A 22,556-nucleotide genomic window follows, 5' to 3' on the forward strand; every position below is an offset into this window, starting at 1 on the left:
GGGTCCTCATAGTGATGTGCTGGTTGCTGAGTGGCTGCGGCACGATGCGCGCTGACGGCGGCGCGACCAGCACACGAGAACCTTCCACCGCGGAATCCCCCATTTCCTGGACGCTGGCGGCCCCGATGGCCGTGAACGGGGTGAGCGTCGCCGCCGACGACCGTACCCTCCAGCTGGATGTCCAGGTGCCGGCCGGGACGAACTGCACCCGCGGGCTCAAGGCCGCCGTCGACACCGTGGAGAACGGCGTCATCTATGTGAAGGTGATCTTCGAGTCCAGCAGCATGGACCGTCGCTCGGGATGTACGCACGACGAGCGGGCGCTGACGTCCGTTCGGCTGCCGGTGTCCGTCGTCGGGCACCGGGTCATGGTCAACAGCTCCGACGTCTTCACCCTGTCCGGCGCCACCCGCCCGGCCCTGCGCAAGTGCGGCAAGCTCGGCTGCGATCCGGCACCCACCGGCTGCACGAGCGCCTCGTACCAGCAGGCGATGCTCACCGCCGACACCCCGCAGCACACCTACTGGGACGACCTCGGCTGCGACGGCCACTGGCTCGTCCTCGAACTCTCCACCCGTATGGGACCCGCCTGCGGTGACGTGTCCTCGGGCTGCACCGAGAGTGCGCTGACCACCCGGTGGTCCTTCCGGGCCGCGCCCGACGGATGGCACGCCCTGGGCACTTCCGATGCAGCCGGATGCGCGGGCGTTCTGCGGATGAGCCCGGCCTTTCCCGAGGCCCTGTGCCGTCATCTCCCGGCGCTGAAGCGCTGAGTCCTCAGGAGGCCGGGCCGGCGGGCGGGGTGCCGGTGATCGCCGCGCGGTAGAGGTCCTGGGTCGCGGCGCCGAAGTAGGCGCTGTAGGAGACCTTGGGGGTGTTGCCGCCGGTGTGGTAACCGCCGATGACCCCGATCACCGCCCAGCCGCCCGGCCACGGCACCAGCATCGGCCCGCCGCTGGTTCCGCCCACGAACGCGTCGCACGCGATGCGCGGGAAGGTACCGGGGTCGGCCGGATCATCGCTGACCCACTTGGTGGTCCAGCTCCAGCACTGCAGCGGCTTGGTCGCACCCGCCGGATACCCGATCATCCGTACCGGGGCGTGGTAGTACCCGGTCCCGGTGAGCAGCCGCACCCCGCCCACCGCGTCCTGCAGTCGCGTCCCGTCCTGGTTGGGCTCGGTGACCGCGAAGCCGAAGTCGTACGCGGCTCCCGCGTGCTCGCCCAGGTCGTAGTACTGCTGCGCGACGTAGACGCCGTTGCTCGCGACGGGGAAGACACCGAACGGCTTGAGCCCGTCGTGGTACTGCGGCACGAAGGCCAGGTTGCGCCGGGGGGAGGTGCCGGAGTAGCCCTTCAGACAGTGTCCGGCACTGAGTACCAGGTCACGCCCGGGACTGCGCACCACGGATCCGCTGCAGGTACGTCCGGTACCGGTGGCGTCGGTCCAGAAGAAGGTGCCCGCCTGGGGAATGCCGTCGAAGCTCCGGCTGGGCGGAATGTACTCACCCGGCCGGGGCCCGTCCACGGTGGGGGAGACGCTATGGGTCGACGAGCCGGTCCCGGGACCGTTGCCCGGTTCGCCGCGCAGCGCGTCCGCCATCCGGGCCGGGCTCCAGTACGGGTCGAGCTGGACGGCGGCCGGGTTCGGCCGTGCCGGGCCGCCCGTGGCGGACGCCGACGGGGCCAGCCCGCCGCAGAGCAGCAGCGCTGCCACGGACGCGGCGGCGTTTCGGATGACTCGGGTCCTACGCACCATCAGTTCCCCTCCGGTCGTACGCATATGACGGCTCACCATAAGCGCGCCTATGGGGCTGTGCGCCAGACGGCGTGCGGCGGCGTCCCGCTCTTCGACCTGAACAGCGGGAGGTGATCAGGTCGGCCCGGAGCCGGTGCCGTCCGATCGGCGAGGACGGCGTCCCGTAAGATCACCTGACCATGGACCCGAGTGCAGGAACCGAGTTGGTCGCCATCCCGCCGGGACGGGTGACGCTGTCGGACCGGCGGACACAGCGCAGTTGGTCGGTGGAGGTCGCGCCGTACGAGCTGGCGGCGTTCCCCGTCACCCAGGCGCTGTACGCAGAGATCACCGACCGGCGTCCGAGCGCCGCCCAGGGTGACCGGCTGCCCGTCGAGAGCGTCTCCTGGTGGGACGCGGTCCGGTTCTGCAACGCCCTGTCCCAGCGCGACGGTTTCACCCCCGCCTACCACCTCCACGCCGACGGCGAGGGCATCGAATGGGACGCATCCGCCGACGGTTACCGGCTGCCGACCGAGGCCGAGTGGGAACACGCCTGCCGCGCGGGTACGGAAGGACCCCGTTACGGTCCGTTCGACGAGATCGCCTGGTACCGCGGCAACTCGGACGAGCGGGTCCATGACGTGGGCGGTAAACAGCCCAACCCGTGGGGACTCCACGACATGCTCGGCAATGTCTGGGACTGGTGCTGGGACGTCTACGACCCCGAGGTCTACGGCACGTACCGCGTGCTTCGCGGCGGTGGCTGGTTCGACGAGCACTGGAGCTGCCGCGCCTCCGCGCGCCGCCGCAGCCACCCGACCTTCCAGGTCGACGACGTGGGGTTCCGCGTCGCCCGTTCCGGCGTGCACGCGCTTCCGGCGTGACCGCCTGAAATGGTGCCGTGTCGGTCGCAGCCGCGCGTTGGCGACGGCGACCGACACGGTTCGACCACCTGATGCGGCGGAGGGTCAGGCGGCGGCGCAGGCGGTGACGGCAGCGGCGGTCGCGGTGGTGGACGCGGCGCGGGCCACCGGGTCGGTGAGCATCGCCGGGGCATGGTTCGCCGATGCACGGCGCGTTCGGGACTGTCCGCGGAACGGGTGCACGCGGGTTGAGTCCGTGGGCCGTCTGCGGAGGAACACCCGGTCAGGGCACGTGGGAGAGGAACACGGACGGAAATCGGACATCGGTCCGAATACTCAGCCACTCCGTAGGCGCGCCCCAACCCTCCGGCCTACGGTGCAGCACCAAGGCCGGACAGGACCTAGCTGTATTGATCACGAGCGTTGTTGACAGTGGTGGGTCTTGAACATGGCGAAGACCTCCGGTGTGGTGGAGCTGTCTAGGACTGCACCACTCGGAGGTCTTCGTGTCCCACCGTAATGCCCGGCTGACCGTTCATGGCAGACGGCTTCTCATCGAACGTGTCGTATCCGGCCGTCCGGTCGCTCATGTCGCGGCGGAGATGGGGATCTCGCGGGCCACGGCCCACAAGTGGGTCCGCCGGTGGCGCGCGGAGGGCGAGGCGGTGCTGCACGACCGCTCCAGCCGCCCGCACACGACCCCGCACCGCACGCCGGCCGCGGTCGAGGCGAGGGTGTGTGCACTGCGGCAGGCCCGCAAGCTGGGACCGGCCCGGATCGGACCGATCCTGGGCCTGCCCGCCTCGACCGTCCACCGGATCCTGACCCGTCACCACCTGCACCGCCTCGCGTGGCTCGACCGGCCCACCGGCACCCTCATCCGCCGCTACGAACGCGAACGGCCCGGCGAACTCATCCACATCGATGTCAAGAAGCTCGGCCGGATTCCCGACGGCGGCGGTCACAAGGTCCGGGGCCGTGAGGCTGGGCGACCCATCCGCGGCATGGGCTTCGACTACGTCCACTCCGCCGTGGACGACCACTCACGCCTGGCTTACAGCGAGATCCACCCCGACGAGAAAGTCGCGACCTGCGCGGGCTTTCTGGCCCGCGCGGCCGCGTTCTTCCACCAGCACGGCATCGACCGGATCGAACGGGTTCTGACCGACAACGCCTGGTCCTACCGCAAGGGCCTGGCCTGGAAGGCCGTCCTGGCCGACCTCGGCGCGACCGGAAAACTCACCCGCCCCTACCGACCTCAGACCAACGGCAAAGTCGAGCGCTTCAACCGCACCCTCGCCGACGAATGGGCCTACCTACGGCCCTACACCAGCAACGACGAGCGAACAGCCGCTCTGCCAGACTTCCTCCACACCTACAACCACCACCGCGGCCACACCGCACTCGGCGGAAACCCACCCATCACCCGCGCAAACAACCCTGCGGGTCAATACACCTAGCCCCACTCCTCCGAGCCGCCCCCGCGCCAGCTCACCTGTGACTCGTCCGCGGTGTCCAGGTCGTCGAAACCCGCGCGCCGGGCGAACTCGACGACATCCGCGACGGAGTACGCCTTGCCGACGTTCACCTTGTTGATCCAGACACGACGGAAGGGCCTGTCGGCATGGTGGACATCCCACACGATGACCGACGGCGTCGCGAGCCGCGCGCCCGGGTCCATGCATCCAGGCTGCGCCTTCGCCGGGCGATGCGCACCTCGGGCGTCCGGAAGTCCCTGGATCCCGCGCCCCACCTGCCAGTAAGTTGATCAGATGCGTCTGACGAAATACGGCCACGCCTGTGTGCGCCTCGAAATCGGTGACCGAGTGCTCGTGATCGACCCGGGCACCTTGTCCGAGGGGGAGGCACTGACCGGCGCCACGGCCGTGCTCATCACCCATGAGCACGAGGACCACATCGACGTCGACAAGCTCAAAGCGGCCCGTGAGAGCAACCCTGAGCTGACCGTCCACACCCACGCCGCCCTGGCCGCGAGCCTCGGGGCCGGCGTGACCGGAGTCGCCGTCGGGGACACCTTCACCGCGGCCGGATTCAGTGTGCGCGCCGTCGGCGGCGAGCACGCCGAGATCGTCGACGGTCTGCCCGGCTGCACCAACATCGGCTTCATCGTCGACGGCCTCTACCACCCGGGGGACTCGATGTTCGTCCCCGCGGAAGCGGTCGACACCCTGCTGGTGCCGATTTCCGGCCCGTGGGTGAAACTCGCCGAGGCCGTCGAGTTCGCCCGGGCGGTGGCGCCGGCGCGCGCGTTCCCCATCCACGAAGCCCATCTGAGCGCCATCGGCCTGGAGAGCTTCGACTGGTGGATGGCCACGAAGGGCGGGACCGACTATGCGCGCATCCCGCTGGGGGAGTCCGTCGACCTCCCGTAGTCCGTCGGCCTCCGTAGTCCGGCGCGGGACCGCGATCCGGTGACCGCTAAGGCTGGTACACGTACGGCGTGGTGGTGGTCAGGGCCGTGAACCCGAGGTTCCGCAGGATCGGGCGGCTCTGGTCGGAGGCATCGACCTGCAGATAGCGATAGCCGAGCTCGGCGGCGATGTGGGCCCGATGGGCGACCAGCGCCCGGTAGATGCCCCGGCCCCGCCACGCGGCCACCGTGCCCCCGCCCCAGAGCCCGGCGCAGTCGGTGCCCGGATGCAGTTCCATCCGCGCGGCGCACACCGGCAGGTCACCGGCCATCGCGAGGACCATGCTGAAGGTCTCGGGCCTTCCCGCCAGCTGGGAGTGCAGGCGGTGCCGAAGCCGGTCGGCGCTCGTCCCGAAGGCCTGTTCGTGGACGTCTGCCGCGAGATCCACGCCGGGCGCATCGGTGACCGGCCGCAACCGGATCCCCTCCGGTAGTGCGACGACGGTGGAGAGGTCGTCGGTCCGGGCGACCATCACGGTCTCCTCGGACTCGGGGGAGAACCCCGCAGCCAGCAGCCGCCCGGGAAGGTCACCGGGTCGGTCATGGCCGTACAGTTTCCATTCGAACTCGCGCCCCAGCGTGGTGAAGTGCCGGACCTGTGCCGCGATCGCCTCGTCCGCCGTGGTCCCGTCGAGATCGGACCAGACGACGCCGTTCCAGTCCTCGTTCCCGGCGCCGACCTGTCGCACCACGTCGCCGGTCCGCTCGATCCGCGCAGCGGGATCGTCCGGCCGCGCGTCCCGTCGCATCTGCCGGTCGAACAGGGCGAGTACCGCTTCGTGATCCATCGGCTCAGTCCATCATCGAACGGACAAAGGCGGCAACCGCGATTCTCCGGGATCCGGCTCCCGGTGCGCGCCGCGCGGTCGAACGAAGTCTCCTGACACGTCGGCCCGGCCCGGCTAGTGTGCGATCCCTAGATCCCAATGCTGATCCGAAGGGGCATGACATGACTTCCGTCGACGGATTCAAGCTGCTTGCCGAGGCACACAGTTACCTGCGCACGGACGTGCTCGGAGTGCCGGAGGACGCCTGGGGGAACCCGACTCCCTGCGCCGAATGGACGGTTCGTCAGGTCCTCAACCACGCACGGCTCGACCAGCAGGCGCTCGTCATGCAGATCGCCGAAGTGGGCCCGCCGGCAGACCCCTTCGAGCCGGAGGACGCGCTCGGCGCCGACCCGGTCGGGCAGCTCGACGAGGTGCTGGCCGCGGCGACCGCCGCCTGGGTCTCGGTCGGTCGGGACGCCGAGAACGTACCGACACCCTTCGGCCCGATCCCCGCGTGGCAGGGAACCGGGACGGCCGCACTGGATGCCGCTGTTCACGCCTGGGACATCGCCAAGGCCACGGGCCAGGACCTGCCGCTCACGGCTGACCTGGCAGAGGGACTGCAGGTGATCGCCGATCTGATCGTCGATTTCATCCGGGACAACTTCCACAAGTTCGGGCCCGCCCTTCCGGCCCCGGAGGGGGCGACCGCCGCGCAGAAGTTGCTCGCGTTCACCGGCCGCGACCCCGAGTGGGCCCCGGCGGTGTAGTTCCCGGCCGTACCCGTGGTCCTCGAGGGATCCGACGATGCCGCGCTGCCCGGACCGCGGGTACCGTGGTGTCGTCGGGACCGCGGGAGCAGGGGGGCTTCATGCATTTCCCATTGACCGGATTATCCGGGACGAAATTGTCACCGCTGAGCGAGACCGAGGCGGAGGCCTTGCGCTCACTGCACAACGCTTGTACCCATCTGGAGCGTGAGCGGGGTTCGGCGTTGTCCCATGTCCTGCATCTGCGCGAGTCGGCCGCCGTCGTCGAGGACTACGTCAGGGGGATGGGCTTTCAGTACCACCCGCGCGCCCTGAACGAGCTCGGCGAGGCCGCGCTGGAGTACGAGCGCCAGGTGGAAGCCCTCATCTGGCGCTACGCCAGTGCGTACGCGGTACTGAGCATCACGCTTCTGGACCGGCTGGTGAGCAAAAAACCGCCACTCGACGCGGACACCGTTCACCAGCTCTGCCAGGAACCCATGCTCGGCCGGTTGCGCGCGGCCCTGTCGATCCCGTCGAGCCGGCTCATCGCGCCGTCGGACGGTGAACAGCAGGACGACGTACCCATCGGGAGCCATGCCCTGGCGGCGGTGGAGGAAGTCCGCACCCAGATCCTGCGCAGCGGTGAGAACTCAATGGACGAGCAGGCCCTCGACGCCAGCCGGTTGAGCGCCGTCCGTCCCGCCGATGTCACACCGTTCGGCCTGCCCCTCTCGTTCACCCTCTCCGTCGCCACCACGGCGTCGTGGGAGATCTACACCTACCTGAGCCAGGGCAGACACCTGCGATCGCCCTGAGGGCGGCCGGAGGCAGCGTGCCGGCCGTGCGGGGTACACGACCGGCCACGCTCCCGATGGCTTTCCCGTCAGTGCCCCAGCTCCTGGGGGCTAGCGGGACGGGCCGGCGACCGGGGAGGCCTCGCCGAGGTCGGCGCCGTGATCGGCGTCGCGCAGGGTGTCGCCGATGCCGCGCCAGTCCAGGCACATGACCGTCGCGTCGTCCTCCAGATGCCCATCGTGGGCGTGGATGACGTGTTCGATCAGGATGCGGGCGGCCTCGCGGGGGTGGAGGTCCTGGGTACGTTCGATGAGCTCGGGGAGGTCGATGTCGGTGGCACTGCGTTCCATCACCCCGTCGGTGAGCATCACCAGCCGGTCGCCCGCCCGGATGTCCAGGGACTGCATGGTGTAGGTGTGAGGGTTCTGGAACCCGAAAGGCATGTCCACGACCGGCTGCAGCTGTTCGACCTTGCCGTTGCGCAGGCGCAGTGGCCAGGGGTGGCCGGCGTTGATGAACTCGTTGCGCCCGTCGAGCAGACTGATGCGCAGCAGTTGTCCGGTGACGTAGCGGCCGCCGCTGTGCTCGACCACGGCCCGGTCGGCCTGTCGCGCCTGCTCGGCAAGGTCCGCGCCCTGTCGGCGGGCCCGGCGCAGGGCGCCGACCAGGAGGGTGGCCAGCAGTGCCGCCTGTACGTCGTGGCCCATCGCGTCGGTGACCGACAGCTGCACGTAGTCGCGGTCCATGACGTAGTCGAAGGTGTCCCCGCCGACGAACTCGGCCGGTTCCAGGGCGCCGGCCACGGAGAACTGCGCTGCCTCGCACGCCAGTGACGCGGGAAGGAGCCGGTGCTGGATCTCGGCGGCCAGGCTCAGCGGGGTGGTGCGCCGGCCCCACTGGTACAGGTCGGTGAACGGACGGTTCGCGATGATGATGTAGGCGAGGGCGTGCGCGCTCTGGCTGATCTCCTGTATGACCTCGGAGCCCGGGTGACCGGGAAGGTGCAGCTCCAGGAGGCCGATGGCGTCTCCCCGGTTGGTCACCGGCGCGATCACCCGGGTCCAGGTTCCGTCGCCCAGCTGCTCCACACGTGGGCGCTGGGTCCTGATCACCTCTTCGTACACGGTGCCCGGCACGGCGATCGGATCGGCGGGACGGTCGACGTCGATGCTGTCCACGGCCCCGAGCCGCACCACGGAACCGCCCGTGAAGTCGGTGATCAGGAAGGAGACCGAACGGGCGCCGAGCTGCTCGCGCAGTGCCGAGGCGATGACATCGACGGACTCCACCGGAGGCGCGGCCTCCGCTGCCTCCAGCGCTCTGCCCAGACCGTCGGATCTGCCGACCGGCATCGCAGTCCTCGCCCTCTTTCCGCGGTGCACTGCCGCTGTACGTGAATCCGCCGACCGTAGCGTAGACGCCGGAGCGGCCCCGTGACCCTGAGGCGCGACCGCGGGTCGCGTCCGGTGGCTCCTGGCGTCGTCCGAATGGCCTGATTCCGCTCCGCACTTCAAGGTCTGAACCATTGACCGCGTTCCTCGCAGACGCAATTCTGTTGCGGGCGGCTTACGGGCAGCTGAACCACGATCCGTATGGTGAACGGCAAAAGTGGAGGAAGACCCGAATTGACGTATGCAACGGGCGGGTTACGCAGATCCAGGATGATGTCGGCGCTGCGTCACCGGGTTCCGGTCGCGGTCACGTTCGCGCTGGTGGCCACCATCCTCGCCGTTCCGCAAGGCGCCTCGGCGCATGAGCCCTACCCGGACCCTTCCCTTCCCGTCGCGACCCGCGTCAGCAAACTGCTGGCGACGATGACGCTGGACGAGAAGATCGGCCAGATGACCCAGGCCGAGCGGGCGAGCGTCAGCAACGCCGACATCACCAACTACTCCCTCGGCTCGCTGCTGTCCGGCGGTGGCTCGGCCCCGTCGCCGAACAACGCGACGAGCTGGGCCGACATGTACGACGGCTTCCAGAACGCGTCGGTGGCCAGCCGCCTCGGCATCCCGCTGATCTACGGCGTGGACGCGGTGCACGGTCACAACAACGTGGCCGGCGCCACGATCTTCCCGCACAACATCGGACTGGGCGCGACCCGCGACCCGGCTCTCGTGCAGCAGATCGGCCGTGCGACGGCCGAGGAGGTCTCGGGCACCGGCATCGACTGGGACTTCTCACCCTGCCTCTGCGTGGCGCGTAACGACCGGTGGGGCCGCACCTACGAATCGTTCGGCGAGAAGCCGGAGATCGCCACGTCCATGAGCACCTACATCACCGGTCTGCAGGGTGGCACGCTCGGCGGCGCGGCGTCGGTGCTCGCAACGGCGAAGCACTTCATCGGCGACGGCGGTACGACCAACGGCACCGACCAGGGCAACACCCAGATCAGCGAGGCCGAGCTGCGGGCGATCCACCTGCCGCCGTTCCAGGCCGCGGTGCAGAAGGGTGTCGGCTCGGTCATGATCTCGTACAACAGCTGGAACGGGGTCAAGGACCACGGCAACCAGTACCTGATCACGACGTTGCTCAAGGGCGAGCTGGGCTTCTCCGGGTTCGTCGTGTCGGACTGGAACGGCATCGACCAGATCGACGGCCAGGCGGGGTTCACCGCGGCAGAGGTCGCCCAGGCGGTCAACGCCGGGATCGACATGGTCATGGTGCCCACCGCCTGGAAGTCGTTCATCAGCATGCTGCGCGGCGAGGTGCAGGCCGGGCGCGTGCCCATGTCGAGAATCGACGACGCGAACCGCCGCATCCTGACCAAGAAGTTCGAGCTGGGTCTGTTCGAGCACCCGCTGACCGATCGCGGCTACACCTCGACCGTCGGCAACGCGGCGCACCGGGCCACCGCCCGCCAGGCCGTCCGTGAGTCCCAGGTGCTGCTGAAGAACGCCGGCAACGTCCTCCCCCTGGCGAGGACGAACAACAAGATCTTCGTGGCCGGCTCGAACGCCGACAACATCGGCAACCAGAGCGGCGGCTGGACGATCTCATGGCAGGGCGCAAGCGGTGCGACGACGACGGGTACGACGATCCTGCAGGGCATCCGTGCCCAGGCGGGCACCGGCAGCACCGTCACCTACAACCAGGCCGGTACCGGGATCGACAGCTCGTACAAGGTCGCGATCGCCGTCGTCGGCGAGACCCCGTACGCCGAGGGGGCCGGTGACCGCCCGGGTGGCATGGGCCTGAGCACCGCCGACCTGAACACCATCGCCAAACTGCGGGCGACGGGAGTCCCGGTCGTCGTCGTGATCGTCTCGGGACGGCCGATGGATCTCGCGGGCCAGCTGCCGAACTGGAACGCGCTCGTCGAGGCATGGCTGCCGGGAACCGAGGGCAACGGCGTCTCGGATGTGCTCTTCGGCGACTACGCGCCCACCGGCAAGCTGCCCGACACCTGGATGCAGTCCGCGAGCCAGCAGCCGATCAACGACGGTGATGGCAAGCCCGCGCTGTTCCCGTACGGCTTCGGTCTCACCTACGGTGCCGTTCCGGCGCCGAGCGCGTACCAGCTGACGCAGGCGGAGGCTTTCGCCTCCCAGTCGGGTACGCAGAGCGAGGCCTGCACCGACACCGGTGGCGGCACCGATGTCGGCTACATCGCGGCCGGCGACTGGATCAACTACGGCAGTCTCGACTTCGGCGCGACCGGCGCGGCCTCCGTCACCACACGGCTGGCCTCGGGTGCGGGAGTCACGGGCACGGTGCAGTACCGGCTCGACAGCACGACGGGTCCGGTGATCGCGAGCGTGCCGGTCAGCAGCACGGGCGGGTGGCAGAACTGGACGAGCAGAACGACCGCCCTGACCGGGTCGGCGACGGGGGTCCACGCCGTCTACGTCACGTTCACCACCAGTGGCGCCGGTGACCTGGTCAATCTGAACTGGTTCCAGTTCGCGCACTGACGAGGCCGTCCGGCCGTATGACCTGGGCACCGGTGACCGACCGCTTTTCGCGGCCGGTCACCGTGCCCGCACCGTTCGGGGCCACTTCTCCTCCCCTTTACGTTAGTGGCACTAACGGTATAGCGTCGTCCCATGGCCACCGTCAACGTCATCGATTCCCACATCGCCTACGCCGAAAGCGGCGAAGGCGGCCTGCCCGTGGTGTTCCTGCACGGCAACCCGACCTCCTCGCACCTGTGGCGCAACGTGACCCCGCACATCGCCGGGCAGGCCCGTGCCCTGGCGCCGGACCTGATCGGCATGGGCGCCTCGGGCAAGCCCGACATCGACTACAGCTTCGCCGACCAGGCCCGCTACCTGGACGCCTGGTTCGAGGCGCTGGATCTGCGCGAGGTCGTTCTGGTCGGCCACGACTGGGGCGGCGCCCTGGCCCTGGACCGGGCCGCCCGGCACCCGGCACGGGTGCGCGGTGTCGCCCTGCTGGAGACCATGCTCAAGCCGCTGTCCTCCGAGGAGATGCCGCCCCCCGCGCGCTCCCGGTTCGAGGCGTTCCGCACTCCCGGAGTCGGCGAGCAACTGGTGCTCGAGGAGAACATCTTCATCGAGACCGCCTTCAAGGGCGGCGTCCTGAACCCGCTCAGTGAGGCGGACGTCCAGCCCTATCGGGCGCCCTACCCGACCCCGCGCAGCCGCCGCCCCCTGCTGGCCTGGCCGCGCATGATGCCGATCGACGGCGGACCGGCCGATGTCGTGGCCCGCATCGCCGACTACGACATCTGGCTCGCCGACAGCGCCGACGTCCCCAAGCTGCTCCTGACCTTCGACTCCTCACCCACCCTGCTGATCGGCGAGGACATGATCGCCTGGAGCCGGGAGAACATCGCCGCCCTGGAGATCGAGCACTGCGGCCCGGCCGGGCACCACGCCCCCGAGGACCAGCCCGACGCGATCGGCAGGGCGATCGGCCGCTGGCTGGACGCGCACGGGCTGACCTCGAACGACACCGGCCGCGAGCAGGGGAGGGCGCGAGTGGCTCAGGAGAGCCGGTCGGCGTAGCGGGTGGGGGCGAGATGGGCGTCCTTGTCGGTGAGGACATCGCCCTTGACGGCGCCAGGGTGGCCGAATGAAGATGTCCGGCGGAGTCGAGTGGGCCCTGCATTGCTGCGTCGTGCTCACGACGGCCGAGGAGCCCGTGCCCGCGACCCGGCTGGCGGAGCTGCACGACGTGTCGGCGAGCTATCTGGCCAAGCAGCTGCAGGCACTTTCCCGTGCCGGTCTCGTACGTTCCGTACAGGGCAAGGCGGGCGGCTACGTGCTCACCCGGGAACCCGCCTCGATCACCGTGCTCGATGTGGTCGAAGCCGTGGACGGTCCTGAGCAGGCCTTCACCTGCACGGAGATCCGCCAGCGGGGTCCGCTGCCCACCCTGGCCGAGCAGTGCACCGCGCCCTGCGCGATCGCCCGCGCGATGGCCGGGGCGGACGCGGCCTGGCGGGCGGCGTTGCGGGACGTCTCGATCGCCGATCTGGTCCAGGACGTCGGCTCCGACTACGGCCCCGGCGCGTTGGCCGGCATCGGCGCGTGGCTGAGCGCGCCGGTCACCTGAGGATCGGGATCTACGGGGTGCCGGTCGTCCGAGTGCTCCGGATCCACGGGGCGGCAGTCGCCTGAGGGCTCCGGATCTACGGGGCGGCGGCGAGGACGGCTTCTGCCACGGACGTGCGGGCGTAGAGCACCGAGCGGCCGGCCCGGTGGGCGCTGACCAGTCCCGCGTCGCGCAGGGCGGTGAGGTGCTGGGACGCCGCGGGTGCGGTGAGCCCCGTGCGGCGGGCCAGTTCGGTGGTGGAGGCCGGAGTCTCCAGTTCGGTCAGCAGCAGGGTCCGCGAGCGGCCGAGTACGGCGGCGAGGGCGTCGGTCCGGGGGATGGGCCGGGACTCCCACAGCGAGCCGATGCCGCGCGCCGGGTAGGCCAGTTGTGGCGGCTCCGGCGGTGTGACCCGGGTGAGCAGGCCGGGGCCGGTGAAGGCCGAGGGAATCAGTAGCAGTCCCGCCCCGGCGGTCTGCCGGGACAGCGTCCGCTGCCGGCGAGCCAGTCGTAGCGCGTTCTCGTCCCAACTCACGGACGTGTGAAGATCGTTGAAGAGACGGCCCACGCCGTGTTCGGCGACCTGCCGGGCCCGGTGGAAGACATCGGCGTCGAGCACGGCCCGGATCCGTGCCCAGTAGGGGGCGAGCGCCACTTCCCAATAGGTCTCGATCTCTTCCGCGACCCGGACCATGCGGGCCTGCGGTTCGGCGTACAGGGCCCGCAGCCGGGGGCCGAGGGACCCCTGGTCATCCTGGATGCGCTCAATTTCCTGGCGCACCCGGTCGACCGGTGCGGCCAGGACGCCGGCCAGCTCCTCCGCCAGCGTGGGGGCCGGTCCTACAGGTGCCGGGTTGAGGAAGTCGGGAACGTAGCCAGTGGGCTGGATCAGCTCGGCGAGCCAGCCCCGGTCCAGTCCGGCGGCCGCCACCCGGGGCCTGACCTGGTCGATCCAGGGCTGGTGCACCGGATGCGTGGAGCCGGTGCGCAGCAGCCGGAAGCTCGTTCCGGCCTCCCACATCGGTGAGATGGAGAAGCGCATCTGCGCCAGATCGCTCGCGGAAAACGCCAGCTCCGCCAACACGGCCGCTCCCATGATTCAGACATACCTTAATCAGTGGTCGGCAGCTTACCGGGCGGTCATCATCCCGGCATGACCTCACAGACGATGACCGCAACGACCATGACGCCGCCAACGGCCGGGGGCACGTGGGAGCTCGGTGACCTCACCGTCAACCGGATCGGCTTCGGCGCGATGCGTCTGACGCAGAACGGTGCGGCGTTCGAGGCCGGTGCCGCCCCCAGCGATCGCGGCCGCGCGATCGGCGTGCTGCGCCGCGCGGTTGAGCTCGGGGTGAACCACATCGACACCGCCGCGTTCTACTTCTCGCCGTTGCGCTCTGCCAACGAGCTGATCAACCAGGCGCTGGCCCCCTATCCGGACGATCTCGTCATCACCACCAAGGTCGGACCGAGCCGGGACGCGTCGGGTGTGTGGCAGCCGCACGCCACACCTGAGCGACTCCGCGGCCAGGTCGAGGAGAACCTGCGCCAGCTCGGCCGTGACCACCTCGACGTGGTGAACCTGCGGATCGTCGGCACGGATTCCATCGCCGATCGCTTCGGCGCACTGGCCCGGCTGCGCGACGCCGGGCTCATCCGTCACCTGGGCCTGTCCAACGTGCGCCCCGAACACCTCGCCGAGGCCCAGGCCATCGCGCCGGTGGTGTGCGTACAGAACCTGTACGGCCTCGGTGTACGGCCCGACCAGGACGAGTTCGTGCGGGTGTGCGGTGAGCAGGGCGTCGCGTTCGTGCCGTTCTACTCGATCGCCGGCGCCGGGCGCGAGGCCGGTGCGAGCGGCGCCGACGGCGAGGCGGTGCTCGCCGTGGCGCGCGCCCACGGGGCGAGCGCGGCGCAGGTCCGGCTCGCGTGGACGCTGCACCGCGGTCCGCATGTGCTGGCCATCCCGGGCACCGGAAACCCGGACCACGTCGCCGAGAACGTGGCCGCGGGCGCGCTGCGCCTGTCCGAGGACGAGCTGGCCGCCCTGGACGTCTTCCACCAGGGCGGGGCGTAGGCGGCGTTACGTCTTGTGGACGAAGGCCCGGCGGAGGGCGTGGTACGGCCGGCCGGGGTCGTCGAAGATCTGCCGCATCCGGCTGAGCTCTTCCTCGCGATACGCGGCCAGCGGCTTGGCGGCCTCCGAGGCCTCGCGCTCCGCCTTCTTCACCGCGATCCGGCCAGGGGTCGAGGGCATGGAGGCCAGCCGCACGGCGAATTCGCCGACCTGCCCGGCGAATTCCCCCGGGCCGGTGTCGAACAGCCGGTCCACCAGCCCGAGCCGCTGCCCGGTCGCGGCGCTGACCGGCACCGCCCGCTCGGTGAGCTGCTCGGCGACCGAGGCGCCGACCCGGCGCGGCAGGGAGTACGTCCAGTACTCCGAGCCGTACAGTCCCATCCGCCGGTAGTGCGGGTTGAGTACGACGCCGGTCCTGCACCAGACCTCGTCCGCGGCCAGGGCCAGCATCACCCCGCCCGCCGCCGCGTTGCCGCCCAGCGCGGAGATCACCAAACGGTCCGTGGTGGTCAGGATCGCCTGGACCACGTCGTCGATCGCGTTGATGTTGGCCCAGGACTCCGCGGCCGGATCGGGTGCGGCCTCGATGACGTTGAGATGGATGCCGTTGGAGAAGAAGTCCCGGCCGCCCCCCAGGACCAGCACCGACGTCGGCCGTGTGCACGCGTAGCGGTAGGCGGCGAGCAGACGTTCACAGTGGGTCGTGCTCATCGCGCCGCCGGGGAACGAGAATCCGAGGAATCCGGCCTCCCCGTCCTCGCGGTAGTGGATGTCGGTCCAGGTGCGGCTGCCGTCGGGTGCGCCGTCGAGGGGGAAGGGCAGTTCCGGCACCGGCGGCAGCCGTTCCCCCAGAGCGGTGGCCGCGGGGAGCGAGAACGTCGGCGGCTGCCCCGGAACACGGCGAGGTCGCAGCCGCGGGATCCACACGGCGCCGTCGCGGGTCCCGCGGCAGATCGCGCCCGCGCGGGTGGCCAGTACCTCGCCGGGGGCGCCTGTCAGGGCGTCCTCGGGGTGGCCGCCGTGCAGGAACCACTGAGCGCCGAGGAGATCATCGAGGACCCCTGGCTGCGAGTCGGCCGACCGCAGCTTGCGGGCCACCGTCTCGGTGCTGTCCGCGTCCCAGTCGATACGCCGGGTCTCCTGGCGCAGGTAGGGCCGGGCGGTGACGGTGATCCGCTCGTCCGGGCTGTTCTGCGAGCGGGGGACGAACGTGCCCGAGGCGAAGCGTTCCACGGCCAGCAGCACGGCTTCGAGCGCCGCGTCGGAGACCTCGTTGCGGTACAGATCGCTCTTGCCCACCGCGGGAAGCGAACAGGACACCGAAGCCCATACGTCCCCGGCGTCCATCTCGGCGTTGGCGCGCAGAACGGTCACGCCCCACTGGTCGAGGCCTTCCTGCACGGCCCAGTCGAGCGAGGACGGCCCACGGTCGCCCAGCGGGCCCGGGTGCACGATCAGGCAGGTGTGCGCGGACCACACCTGCTCCGGGATCGCCTCCCTGAGCATCGGCGCCACGATCAGCGCGGGCCGGTGCCGTTCCAGCGCATCGAGCAGAACCTCTTCCTCGCAGGAGAGTTCCACCGCCACGGTGTGGCCCCGGTCCGACAGTTCGACGTACACGCGCTGCGTCAAGCTGTTGAACGCACTGGCGAGCAGCAGGATGTTCATGGTGACCTCCAGCGAGTCCCGGGGGGAGGGACCCTGACCGGAAATCCTTGCGCGCCGGCCCGCACTCACGACCGACGCGCGTCCGTAAGGTCACCCGAACGACGGCGCCATATGGCCCCGTCACCCGCCCGGTTCCCCTCACCGCGCCATGCTGCTGTGCGCGTTGCGTTGCCGGGCTTCCAGGGACTCGACGCGGGCGACCTGGTCCTCGGTGAGCACGTCGCACACCCAGTCCCAGTGCAGGGCGACCCGGTCGCCGGGGGAGAGCCCGTCGAGCAGCGTCCTGCCGCCGGTCGACCAGCGGACCACCTCCTGCCGCTGCGGCCCGGTCTCCACCGCCGTCCCGCTCCAGCTCAGCGGGCTGGACGTGACGGTCGCCGACTCACCGGCGACGTCCAGGACGACCCCGGTGCGGATGCGGCATTGATCGAGAACGGTCAGAGCGGTCAGGTTGTCGGTCGTGCGGAGCAGATGCGCCCACGGGTAGACGTCGAAGACCTGGAAGCTGTGGTGGGCGAGGGCGCGGTGTGCCGCCTCGCGCCAGGTGCCGCCGATCTGGCCACGGAACCGGTCCAGCATGCGGTCCACCAGTGCCGCGGAACCGGCCTGCTCCAGCAGGTCGTTGCCGATCCAGTAGGCCTCGACCACCCGCTCGTCGAGCGGGTCAGGAATTCCTGCCGCTTCCGCGAGGAATTCGAGGTAGCACCAGGCGCCCTCGAACTGCCGCGCCCGCCGCTCGATTCCGGCGGTCGCGCCGGAATCGAGCAGGGCGGACGCATCGGCCGGACCGCAGTAGCCGAGCTCGTTGGGCGGGTAGGCGTATCGCGCGAAGAGGAGCGCGCCCCGGGCGCTCATTCAGCAGATCCTCGGGAGCTGCTCGCCGATGGGAAGGCCGATCACCCGGGTTCCGCCCAGTCCGGTCCTGGCGACCACCATCCCGGGGTGATCCGGTACACAGGTGCCGATCCGGCGCGCCGACCGGCCCAGCGGGTGTGCCCGCAGCGCCTCCAGCACCTGATCCGCCCATTCGGCGGGCACGATGGCGAGCAGCTTGCCCTCGTTCGCCACCTGCAGCGGATCGAGCCCGAGGAGACTGCAGGCGTCCCGCACCGTCTGCGGGACGGGCAGGTCCCGTTCCACGAGGTCGATGCCGACCTCCGACGCACGGGCGATCTCGTTCAGCGAGGCCGCGACCCCGCCGCGGGTCGGATCACGCAGGACGTGCAGATCCGCGCCCGTGGCGATCATGCCGGCGACCAGGCCGTGCAGGGGGGCGGTGTCGCTTTCGACGGTGGTGCCGAACTCCAGGCCCTCGCGGCAGCTCATCACCGCCACGCCGTGCACCCCGATGTCGCCGCTGATGAGCACGGCGTCGCCGGGCCGCGCGCGACGCGGGTCGATGTCGACCCCGTCGGCGATCACCCCGATACCCGCGGTGTTGATGTAGACGCCGTCACCGCTGGCGCTGTCGACGACCTTGGTGTCCCCGGTGACCAGGCGGACGCCCGCGGCCCGCGCGGCCGTGCCCATCGCCTCGGCGATCCGGCCGAGTTCGCTCAGTTCGGTGCCCTCCTGGAGGATGAAGGCGGTGGAGAGGAACAGCGGCGTCGCGCCCGCCATCGCCAGGTCGTTGACGGTTCCGTTCACCGCCAGGTCACCGATCGACCCGCCGGGGAAGAACATCGGCTTCACCACGAACGAGTCCGTGGAGAAGGCGAGCCGGGTGCCGCCGATGGACAGGACGGCCGAGTCACCCAGCTCCGCTGCCGCCGCCGTGCCGTATGCGGGTAGGAACAGATGCTCGATCAGTTCCCCGGACATCACCCCGCCGCCCCCGTGCCCCATCACGACGGTCGGGGTGTCCCGCAGCGGGACGGGGCAGACCCAGCTCTCGAAATCGAGGTCGCCCACGCGTTGCATCGCATCAGTCACTTGGCATCGACCAGTTCCAGTCGGCGGTAGGTGTAGTACGCGGCACAGGCGCCCTCGGACGACACCATCGTCGCGCCCAGCGGGTTGCGCGGGGTGCACTCCTTGCCGAACGCCGCGCACTCGTGCGGCTTGATCAGGCCCTGCAGGACCTCGCCCGACCTGCACAGTGCCGACTCGGCGGTATGGATGCCGGTCACGTCGAACCGGAGCTCGGCATCGAACTCGCGGTACTTCCCGGAGAGTTTCCAGCCGCTCTGCGGGATCATCCCGATGCCCCGCCAGGTCCGGTCGGTCACCTCGAACACATCGCGCAGCATCTCCATGGCGGGGAGGTTGCCCTCGTCGCGTACCGCGCGGGGGTAGGCGTTCTCCAGTTCGTGGCGGCCCGCTTCGAGCTGGATGACCGTCCGGCGGATGCCTTCGAGGATGTCCAGCGGCTCGAAGCCGGTGACCACGATGGGGACCTGGTACTTCTCCGCCAGCGGCGGGTATTCGGAGGTGCCCATCACGCTGCACACATGCCCGGCGGCGAGGAAGGCCTGCACCCGGCAGGTGGAGGACTCCATGATGGCCGCGATGGCCGGCGGCACCAGGACATGGGAGACCAGCAGGGAGAAGTTCCGCACCCCCAGTCGCTTGGCCTGGTACACGGTCATCGCGTTGGCCGGCGCGGTCGTCTCGAAGCCGATCCCGAAGAAGACGACTTCCCGGTCCGGGTTCTCGCGGGCCAGTTTCAGCGCGTCCAGCGGCGAGTAGACGACCCGGACGTCGCCGCCGGCGCTCTTGACGGAGAACAGGTCCTGGCTGCTGCCCGGCACGCGCAGCATGTCGCCGAAGGAGCAGAAGATGACTCCCGGGCGGGCGGCGATGGCCAGAGCGCGGTCGATGATCTCCAGCGGTGTCACACAGACGGGGCAACCCGGCCCATGGATCAACTCGACGCCCTCGGGCAGCAGTTGGTCGATGCCGTGCCGGATGATCGAATGGGTCTGGCCCCCGCAGACCTCCATCATGGCCCACTGCCGGGTGGTGGCGGCATGGATCTGGTCCAGGAGTTTCTTCGCCAGGTCAGGGTCGCTGAACTCGTCGAGATACTTCATCTGCCGGCTCCTTCTGGGGTTTCCTTGTGCTTGGCCGCGAGTTCGAACCCGTCGCCGAATTCCTCCGCCAGGATTCCGAGCCGCTCGAAGTTGGCCAGCGTGTCCTGCGCCGACCGTTCGTCGAGGCGCTGGATGGCGAACCCGACATGCACGACGACGTACTCACCGATCGTCACGTCGGGGACGTACTGCAGGCACACCTCTTTGCGCACCCCGCCGAAATCGACCTGGGCCATCAAGGTGCCGTCGACTTCGGCGGTACTGAGGACACGCCCCGGAACTGCCAGACACATGGTCCCTCTTCTCTGTGAATCCTGAATTCCTGAATCCCTGGGTATCCGTGGGGAGCCCGGTGGATGCGTCCGGGCCCCGGGGGTCAGCCCGACGCGGCGATCAGCAGCTGGCCGAGGGCGATGCCACCGTCGTTCGGGGGGAGCAGCCGGGGCCGCAGGACGGTGAACCCCCGGCCGGTCAGCATGCGCTGCGCCTCCTCCAGCAGCACGGCGTTCTGGAAGACACCGCCACCGAGCGCCACCACCTCCAGGCCGGACTGCGCACGGCAGATCTCCGCGAGGTCGACGACGAGTACGGCGACGGAGGCGTGGAAGCGGGCGGCGATGTGTTCCGGGGAGATCCCGGCGCGTACGTCGTGCACCACCGCGCGGATCACCGGCCCCGGGTCGGCGACGGCTGGATACGTGGCGTTCGCGGACCGGACGGCGAAGGCGTAGCGGCTCGCCGTCCCGTCGCCGTCCGCCGCTGAGGCGCGGGCCAGGCCCTCCAGCTCGATGGCGGCTTCGGCCTCGTACTCCACCTGATGCCGGACACCGGCCAGCGAGGCGACGGCGTCGAAGAGCCGGCCCATGCTCGAGGTGGGCACACAGCCGAACCCGCTCTCCAACTGGTGAGCCAGGACGTCGCGCTCCCTGGCGGGGCAGGCGGCGACGGCCGGCAGGTCGTCGTCCCAGGCGACCCCGGCGGCGCGGAGGTGGGCGAGCGCCATCCGGTAGGGGCGCAGCACACTGGCGTCGCCGCCCGCCAGGGGCACGTAGCCGAGGTGCGCCGCCCTGCGGAACGACGTGTAGTCGGCGATCAGTACCTCGCCGCCCCAGACGGCCCCGTCGGTTCCGTGGCCGGTGCCGTCGAAGGCGACCCCGATCACGCTTTCGCCGGCGCCGAGCCCGTGCTCGCCCATCACGGACGCGATGTGCGCGTGGTGGTGCTGCACCGTCCGCACCGGCCTGCCGTTCGCGTGGGTGCGGGCCCAGACGCCGGACCGGTAGTCGGGATGCCGGTCGGCCACCAGCTGACGGGGCTCGACGCCGGTGAGGCGTTCGAGGTGTCTCTCGGTCCTGGTCAGTGCTTCGACGGTGGACAGGTCGTCCATGTCGCCGATGTGCTGACTGACCCAGGCGTAGCGGCCTTCCCCGAGCGCGCAGGTGTTCTTCAGGTCCGCGCCGACCGCGAGTGTCGGCGGTACGTCGAACGGCAGGGCGAGGGGCAGCGGCGCGTAGCCGCGGGATCTGCGGATCGGGAGCTCCGCACCCGCGACGAACCGGCTGACCGAGTCGTCGCACGGGACATGGATGGCCCGGTCGTGCCGCAGCCAGCCGTCGACCAGCGGAGCCAGGGTGGCGAGGGCTTCCGCGTCGTCGGTGACGATGGGCTCGCCGGACAGATTCGCGGAGGTCATCACCAGCGCGTCCGGGCCCGGCCGGTCGTCCCCGACCCCGAAGAGCAGAACGTGCAACGGGGTGTAGGGCAGCAGCAGTCCGAGGTCGGGGTTGCCCGGCGCCACAGCGTCGGACACGCCGGCCGCCGGCTCCGCCCGGAGCCGCGGCAGGAGCACGATCGGCTTACGGATGCCGGAGAGCAGCTCCCGCTCCTCCCCGGTCATCGTCACCAGCTGTTCGGCGACCCCGGGACCGGCGACCATGACCGCGAACGGCTTGCCACCGCGCTGCTTACGGCGTCGCAGCTCGGCGACGGCCGCGTCGTTGCGGGCGTCGCACGCGAGGTGGTAGCCGCCGAGCCCCTTGATCGCGAGGATCCTGCCGTCGGCGAGCAGTTCCCGTGCGGCGCGCAGGGCGTCCTCGCCGTGCTCCGGGCGACCGTCGTCCTTGCGGACCAGTTCGAGCCGGGGTCCGCAGGTGTGACAGGCGATCGGCTGGGCGTGGAACCGGCGGTCCGCCGGATCGTCGTACTCCGCCCGGCAGTCATCGCACATGTCGAACGCCGCCATGGTCGTGGCGGCCCGGTCGTACGGGGTACCGGTGACGATCGTGAACCGGGGGCCGCAGTGGGTGCACGTGATGAACGGATGGCGGTACCGGCGATTCGCCGGGTCACTGAGCTCGGTCAGGCACTCCTGGCAGGTGGCGACATCGGGGGAGACGAGCGTACGGGCGCGGCCGCCGTCGCTGGAGTCCTCGATGGTGAACTCCGTACCGCCACGTGTCGGCCGCTCGGAATCCCGCACGCTCTCCACGATGGCGAGCGGAGGGGCGTCCGTGCACAGCCGCCGCCCGAACTCCGCCACCGCCTCCGCGTCGCCCTCGACCTCGACGACCACGCCGGCGCTGGTGTTCGCCACCGAGCCGGCGAGGGCCAGCTCCGAGGCGGTGACGTAGACGAAGGGCCGGAACCCCACACCCTGGACGACACCGCGCACCTCGAACCTGCGCCGGACCCGGCGGGTGCGGGCCTGCCCCATCATCTCCAGACCCGAGAGCGCCTCGCGGGCCTTGTCCTGGTCGATGATCTCCATCGCGAAGCCCATGTGCAGCAGGACCCAGTCGCCGGGGTCGGGGGCTTCGTCGAGCATGCCGATGTTGATCCGCCGCTGTGCGCCCTCCACATCGACCAGTGCGAGCTGCCCGGCAAACCCGTCCACGATCTCCACCACTTGACCAGGAATGCCAAGGCACAT

22 protein-coding genes and 1 pseudogene are annotated in these 22,556 nt (G+C 70.2%); 10 read left to right on the top strand and 13 right to left on the bottom strand.

Annotated features, from left to right (window positions below; all coding sequences use genetic code 11):
* Positions 1 to 125: 125 nt before the first annotated feature.
* A complete protein-coding gene (locus O3W51_RS02325; RefSeq protein ID WP_269283326.1) occupies positions 126 to 773 on the top strand; it encodes a hypothetical protein in 648 nt (215 codons plus the stop codon).
* A gap of 4 nt (positions 774 to 777) precedes the next feature.
* Here the strand turns inward: O3W51_RS02325 and O3W51_RS02330 are convergent, their stop codons facing one another.
* The gene (locus O3W51_RS02330) at positions 778 to 1,782 is read right to left on the bottom strand and encodes a trypsin-like serine peptidase (RefSeq protein WP_269283329.1); all 1,005 of its coding nucleotides are present in this window, start codon (positions 1,780 to 1,782) and stop codon (positions 778 to 780) included.
* A 155-nt stretch (positions 1,783 to 1,937) separates the two neighbouring features.
* On the opposite strand from O3W51_RS02330, the gene O3W51_RS02335 reads away from it, so the two are divergent.
* The gene (locus O3W51_RS02335) at positions 1,938 to 2,624 is read left to right on the top strand and encodes a formylglycine-generating enzyme family protein (RefSeq protein ID WP_138351513.1); all 687 of its coding nucleotides are present in this window, start codon (positions 1,938 to 1,940) and stop codon (positions 2,622 to 2,624) included.
* Positions 2,625 to 2,708: 84 nt separating this feature from the next.
* On the opposite strand, the gene O3W51_RS02340 is transcribed toward O3W51_RS02335, so the two are convergent.
* Positions 2,709 to 2,846 (bottom strand): hypothetical protein, encoded by a 138-nt coding sequence (locus O3W51_RS02340; RefSeq protein WP_187144722.1) that lies wholly within the window; start codon positions 2,844 to 2,846, stop codon positions 2,709 to 2,711.
* A gap of 263 nt (positions 2,847 to 3,109) precedes the next feature.
* Here O3W51_RS02340 and O3W51_RS02345 point away from each other — a divergent pair, with 263 nt between their 5' ends.
* Positions 3,110 to 4,063: an IS481 family transposase gene (locus tag O3W51_RS02345; RefSeq protein ID WP_269283334.1), complete on the top strand. Its 954-nt coding sequence runs from the start codon at positions 3,110 to 3,112 to the stop codon at positions 4,061 to 4,063.
* On the opposite strand, the gene O3W51_RS02350 is transcribed toward O3W51_RS02345, so the two are convergent.
* A complete protein-coding gene (locus tag O3W51_RS02350) occupies positions 4,060 to 4,284 on the bottom strand; it encodes a hypothetical protein (RefSeq protein ID WP_203671839.1) in 225 nt (74 codons plus the stop codon). The genes O3W51_RS02345 and O3W51_RS02350 overlap by 4 nt on opposite strands.
* A gap of 91 nt (positions 4,285 to 4,375) precedes the next feature.
* Between O3W51_RS02350 and O3W51_RS02355 the strand changes: the two genes are divergently transcribed.
* A complete protein-coding gene (locus tag O3W51_RS02355) occupies positions 4,376 to 4,996 on the top strand; it encodes an MBL fold metallo-hydrolase (protein WP_138351515.1) in 621 nt (206 codons plus the stop codon).
* Between the two features lie 46 nt (positions 4,997 to 5,042).
* On the opposite strand, the gene O3W51_RS02360 is transcribed toward O3W51_RS02355, so the two are convergent.
* Positions 5,043 to 5,822, bottom strand: a complete 780-nt coding sequence (locus O3W51_RS02360) for a GNAT family N-acetyltransferase (protein WP_269283340.1) — start codon at positions 5,820 to 5,822, stop codon at positions 5,043 to 5,045.
* A 161-nt stretch (positions 5,823 to 5,983) separates the two neighbouring features.
* On the opposite strand from O3W51_RS02360, the gene O3W51_RS02365 reads away from it, so the two are divergent.
* Positions 5,984 to 6,574 carry a TIGR03086 family metal-binding protein gene (locus O3W51_RS02365; protein WP_269283343.1) on the top strand — a complete coding sequence of 197 codons (591 nt, stop codon included), beginning with the start codon at positions 5,984 to 5,986 and terminating at the stop codon, positions 6,572 to 6,574.
* A gap of 101 nt (positions 6,575 to 6,675) precedes the next feature.
* The gene (locus tag O3W51_RS02370) at positions 6,676 to 7,371 is read left to right on the top strand and encodes a hypothetical protein (protein ID WP_138351518.1); all 696 of its coding nucleotides are present in this window, start codon (positions 6,676 to 6,678) and stop codon (positions 7,369 to 7,371) included.
* A gap of 90 nt (positions 7,372 to 7,461) precedes the next feature.
* Here the strand turns inward: O3W51_RS02370 and O3W51_RS02375 are convergent, their stop codons facing one another.
* Positions 7,462 to 8,703: a PP2C family protein-serine/threonine phosphatase gene (locus O3W51_RS02375; protein WP_198357860.1), complete on the bottom strand. Its 1,242-nt coding sequence runs from the start codon at positions 8,701 to 8,703 to the stop codon at positions 7,462 to 7,464.
* Positions 8,704 to 9,012: 309 nt separating this feature from the next.
* On the opposite strand from O3W51_RS02375, the gene O3W51_RS02380 reads away from it, so the two are divergent.
* On the top strand, positions 9,013 to 11,262 hold the full coding sequence (locus O3W51_RS02380) for a glycoside hydrolase family 3 N-terminal domain-containing protein (RefSeq protein ID WP_198357859.1): 2,250 nt from the start codon (positions 9,013 to 9,015) through the stop codon (positions 11,260 to 11,262).
* A 132-nt stretch (positions 11,263 to 11,394) separates the two neighbouring features.
* Entirely contained in the window at positions 11,395 to 12,318 is a 924-nt protein-coding gene (locus O3W51_RS02385; protein ID WP_269283350.1) for a haloalkane dehalogenase, read from the top strand.
* On the opposite strand, the pseudogene O3W51_RS02390 reads toward O3W51_RS02385, so the two are convergent.
* A pseudogene (locus O3W51_RS02390) lies at positions 12,297 to 12,374 on the bottom strand (LysR family transcriptional regulator); the annotation flags it as partial. The gene O3W51_RS02385 and the pseudogene O3W51_RS02390 sit on opposite strands and share 22 nt — an antisense overlap.
* Positions 12,375 to 12,385: 11 nt before the next feature.
* Between O3W51_RS02390 and O3W51_RS02395 the strand changes: the two are divergent.
* Positions 12,386 to 12,868, top strand: a complete 483-nt coding sequence (locus O3W51_RS02395) for an RrF2 family transcriptional regulator (protein WP_138351522.1) — start codon at positions 12,386 to 12,388, stop codon at positions 12,866 to 12,868.
* A 76-nt stretch (positions 12,869 to 12,944) separates the two neighbouring features.
* Here the strand turns inward: O3W51_RS02395 and O3W51_RS02400 are convergent, their stop codons facing one another.
* Positions 12,945 to 13,943 carry an ArsR/SmtB family transcription factor gene (locus O3W51_RS02400; RefSeq protein WP_239069444.1) on the bottom strand — a complete coding sequence of 333 codons (999 nt, stop codon included), beginning with the start codon at positions 13,941 to 13,943 and terminating at the stop codon, positions 12,945 to 12,947.
* 57 nt (positions 13,944 to 14,000) lie between these two features.
* Between O3W51_RS02400 and O3W51_RS02405 the strand changes: the two genes are divergently transcribed.
* Complete coding sequence (locus O3W51_RS02405) at positions 14,001 to 14,927, top strand: oxidoreductase (RefSeq protein WP_138351523.1); 927 nt, start codon at positions 14,001 to 14,003, stop codon at positions 14,925 to 14,927.
* 6 nt (positions 14,928 to 14,933) lie between these two features.
* On the opposite strand, the gene O3W51_RS02410 is transcribed toward O3W51_RS02405, so the two are convergent.
* The 6 genes from O3W51_RS02410 to hypF form a co-directional block, all read right to left on the bottom strand.
* Positions 14,934 to 16,595 carry a hydrogenase maturation protein gene (locus O3W51_RS02410; RefSeq protein WP_138351524.1) on the bottom strand — a complete coding sequence of 554 codons (1,662 nt, stop codon included), beginning with the start codon at positions 16,593 to 16,595 and terminating at the stop codon, positions 14,934 to 14,936.
* A gap of 138 nt (positions 16,596 to 16,733) precedes the next feature.
* Positions 16,734 to 17,450, bottom strand: a complete 717-nt coding sequence (locus O3W51_RS02415) for a DUF6390 family protein (RefSeq protein ID WP_164292585.1) — start codon at positions 17,448 to 17,450, stop codon at positions 16,734 to 16,736.
* On the bottom strand, positions 17,451 to 18,515 hold the full coding sequence (gene hypE / locus O3W51_RS02420) for a hydrogenase expression/formation protein HypE (RefSeq protein WP_198357857.1): 1,065 nt from the start codon (positions 18,513 to 18,515) through the stop codon (positions 17,451 to 17,453).
* A gap of 8 nt (positions 18,516 to 18,523) precedes the next feature.
* Positions 18,524 to 19,627, bottom strand: coding sequence for a hydrogenase formation protein HypD (gene hypD, locus O3W51_RS02425; RefSeq protein ID WP_138351527.1), 1,104 nt, complete (start codon positions 19,625 to 19,627; stop codon positions 18,524 to 18,526).
* A complete protein-coding gene (locus O3W51_RS02430; protein ID WP_138351528.1) occupies positions 19,624 to 19,920 on the bottom strand; it encodes a HypC/HybG/HupF family hydrogenase formation chaperone in 297 nt (98 codons plus the stop codon). Before O3W51_RS02430 ends, hypD begins: the two co-directional genes overlap by 4 nt.
* Positions 19,921 to 20,003: 83 nt before the next feature.
* Positions 20,004 to 22,556 (bottom strand): carbamoyltransferase HypF, encoded by a 2,553-nt coding sequence (gene hypF / locus O3W51_RS02435; RefSeq protein WP_269283370.1) that lies wholly within the window; start codon positions 22,554 to 22,556, stop codon positions 20,004 to 20,006.

The organism is Streptomyces sp. H39-C1, assembly GCF_027158125.1.
Classification (GTDB): Bacteria; Actinomycetota; Actinomycetes; order Streptomycetales; family Streptomycetaceae; genus Actinacidiphila; species Actinacidiphila fildesensis.

Excerpts from the sequence above, each read along its gene's own strand:
- O3W51_RS02325 (WP_269283326.1), top strand. The coding sequence starts at position 126 with ATGGCCGTGAACGGGGTGAGCGTCGCCGCCGACGACCGTACCCTCCAG.
- O3W51_RS02330 (WP_269283329.1), bottom strand. The coding sequence starts at position 1,782 with ATGCGTACGACCGGAGGGGAACTGATGGTGCGTAGGACCCGAGTCATC.
- O3W51_RS02335 (WP_138351513.1), top strand. The coding sequence starts at position 1,938 with ATGGACCCGAGTGCAGGAACCGAGTTGGTCGCCATCCCGCCGGGACGG.
- O3W51_RS02350 (WP_203671839.1), bottom strand. The coding sequence starts at position 4,284 with ATGGACCCGGGCGCGCGGCTCGCGACGCCGTCGGTCATCGTGTGGGAT.
- O3W51_RS02355 (WP_138351515.1), top strand. The coding sequence starts at position 4,376 with ATGCGTCTGACGAAATACGGCCACGCCTGTGTGCGCCTCGAAATCGGT.
- O3W51_RS02360 (WP_269283340.1), bottom strand. The coding sequence starts at position 5,822 with ATGGATCACGAAGCGGTACTCGCCCTGTTCGACCGGCAGATGCGACGG.
- O3W51_RS02365 (WP_269283343.1), top strand. The coding sequence starts at position 5,984 with ATGACTTCCGTCGACGGATTCAAGCTGCTTGCCGAGGCACACAGTTAC.
- O3W51_RS02370 (WP_138351518.1), top strand. The coding sequence starts at position 6,676 with ATGCATTTCCCATTGACCGGATTATCCGGGACGAAATTGTCACCGCTG.
- O3W51_RS02375 (WP_198357860.1), bottom strand. The coding sequence starts at position 8,703 with ATGCCGGTCGGCAGATCCGACGGTCTGGGCAGAGCGCTGGAGGCAGCG.
- O3W51_RS02380 (WP_198357859.1), top strand. The coding sequence starts at position 9,013 with ATGATGTCGGCGCTGCGTCACCGGGTTCCGGTCGCGGTCACGTTCGCG.
- O3W51_RS02385 (WP_269283350.1), top strand. The coding sequence starts at position 11,395 with ATGGCCACCGTCAACGTCATCGATTCCCACATCGCCTACGCCGAAAGC.
- O3W51_RS02395 (WP_138351522.1), top strand. The coding sequence starts at position 12,386 with ATGAAGATGTCCGGCGGAGTCGAGTGGGCCCTGCATTGCTGCGTCGTG.
- O3W51_RS02400 (WP_239069444.1), bottom strand. The coding sequence starts at position 13,943 with ATGGGAGCGGCCGTGTTGGCGGAGCTGGCGTTTTCCGCGAGCGATCTG.
- O3W51_RS02405 (WP_138351523.1), top strand. The coding sequence starts at position 14,001 with ATGACCTCACAGACGATGACCGCAACGACCATGACGCCGCCAACGGCC.
- O3W51_RS02410 (WP_138351524.1), bottom strand. The coding sequence starts at position 16,595 with ATGAACATCCTGCTGCTCGCCAGTGCGTTCAACAGCTTGACGCAGCGC.
- O3W51_RS02415 (WP_164292585.1), bottom strand. The coding sequence starts at position 17,450 with ATGAGCGCCCGGGGCGCGCTCCTCTTCGCGCGATACGCCTACCCGCCC.
- hypE (WP_198357857.1), bottom strand. The coding sequence starts at position 18,515 with ATGCAACGCGTGGGCGACCTCGATTTCGAGAGCTGGGTCTGCCCCGTC.
- hypD (WP_138351527.1), bottom strand. The coding sequence starts at position 19,627 with ATGAAGTATCTCGACGAGTTCAGCGACCCTGACCTGGCGAAGAAACTC.
- O3W51_RS02430 (WP_138351528.1), bottom strand. The coding sequence starts at position 19,920 with ATGTGTCTGGCAGTTCCGGGGCGTGTCCTCAGTACCGCCGAAGTCGAC.
- hypF (WP_269283370.1), bottom strand. The coding sequence starts at position 22,556 with ATGTGCCTTGGCATTCCTGGTCAAGTGGTGGAGATCGTGGACGGGTTT.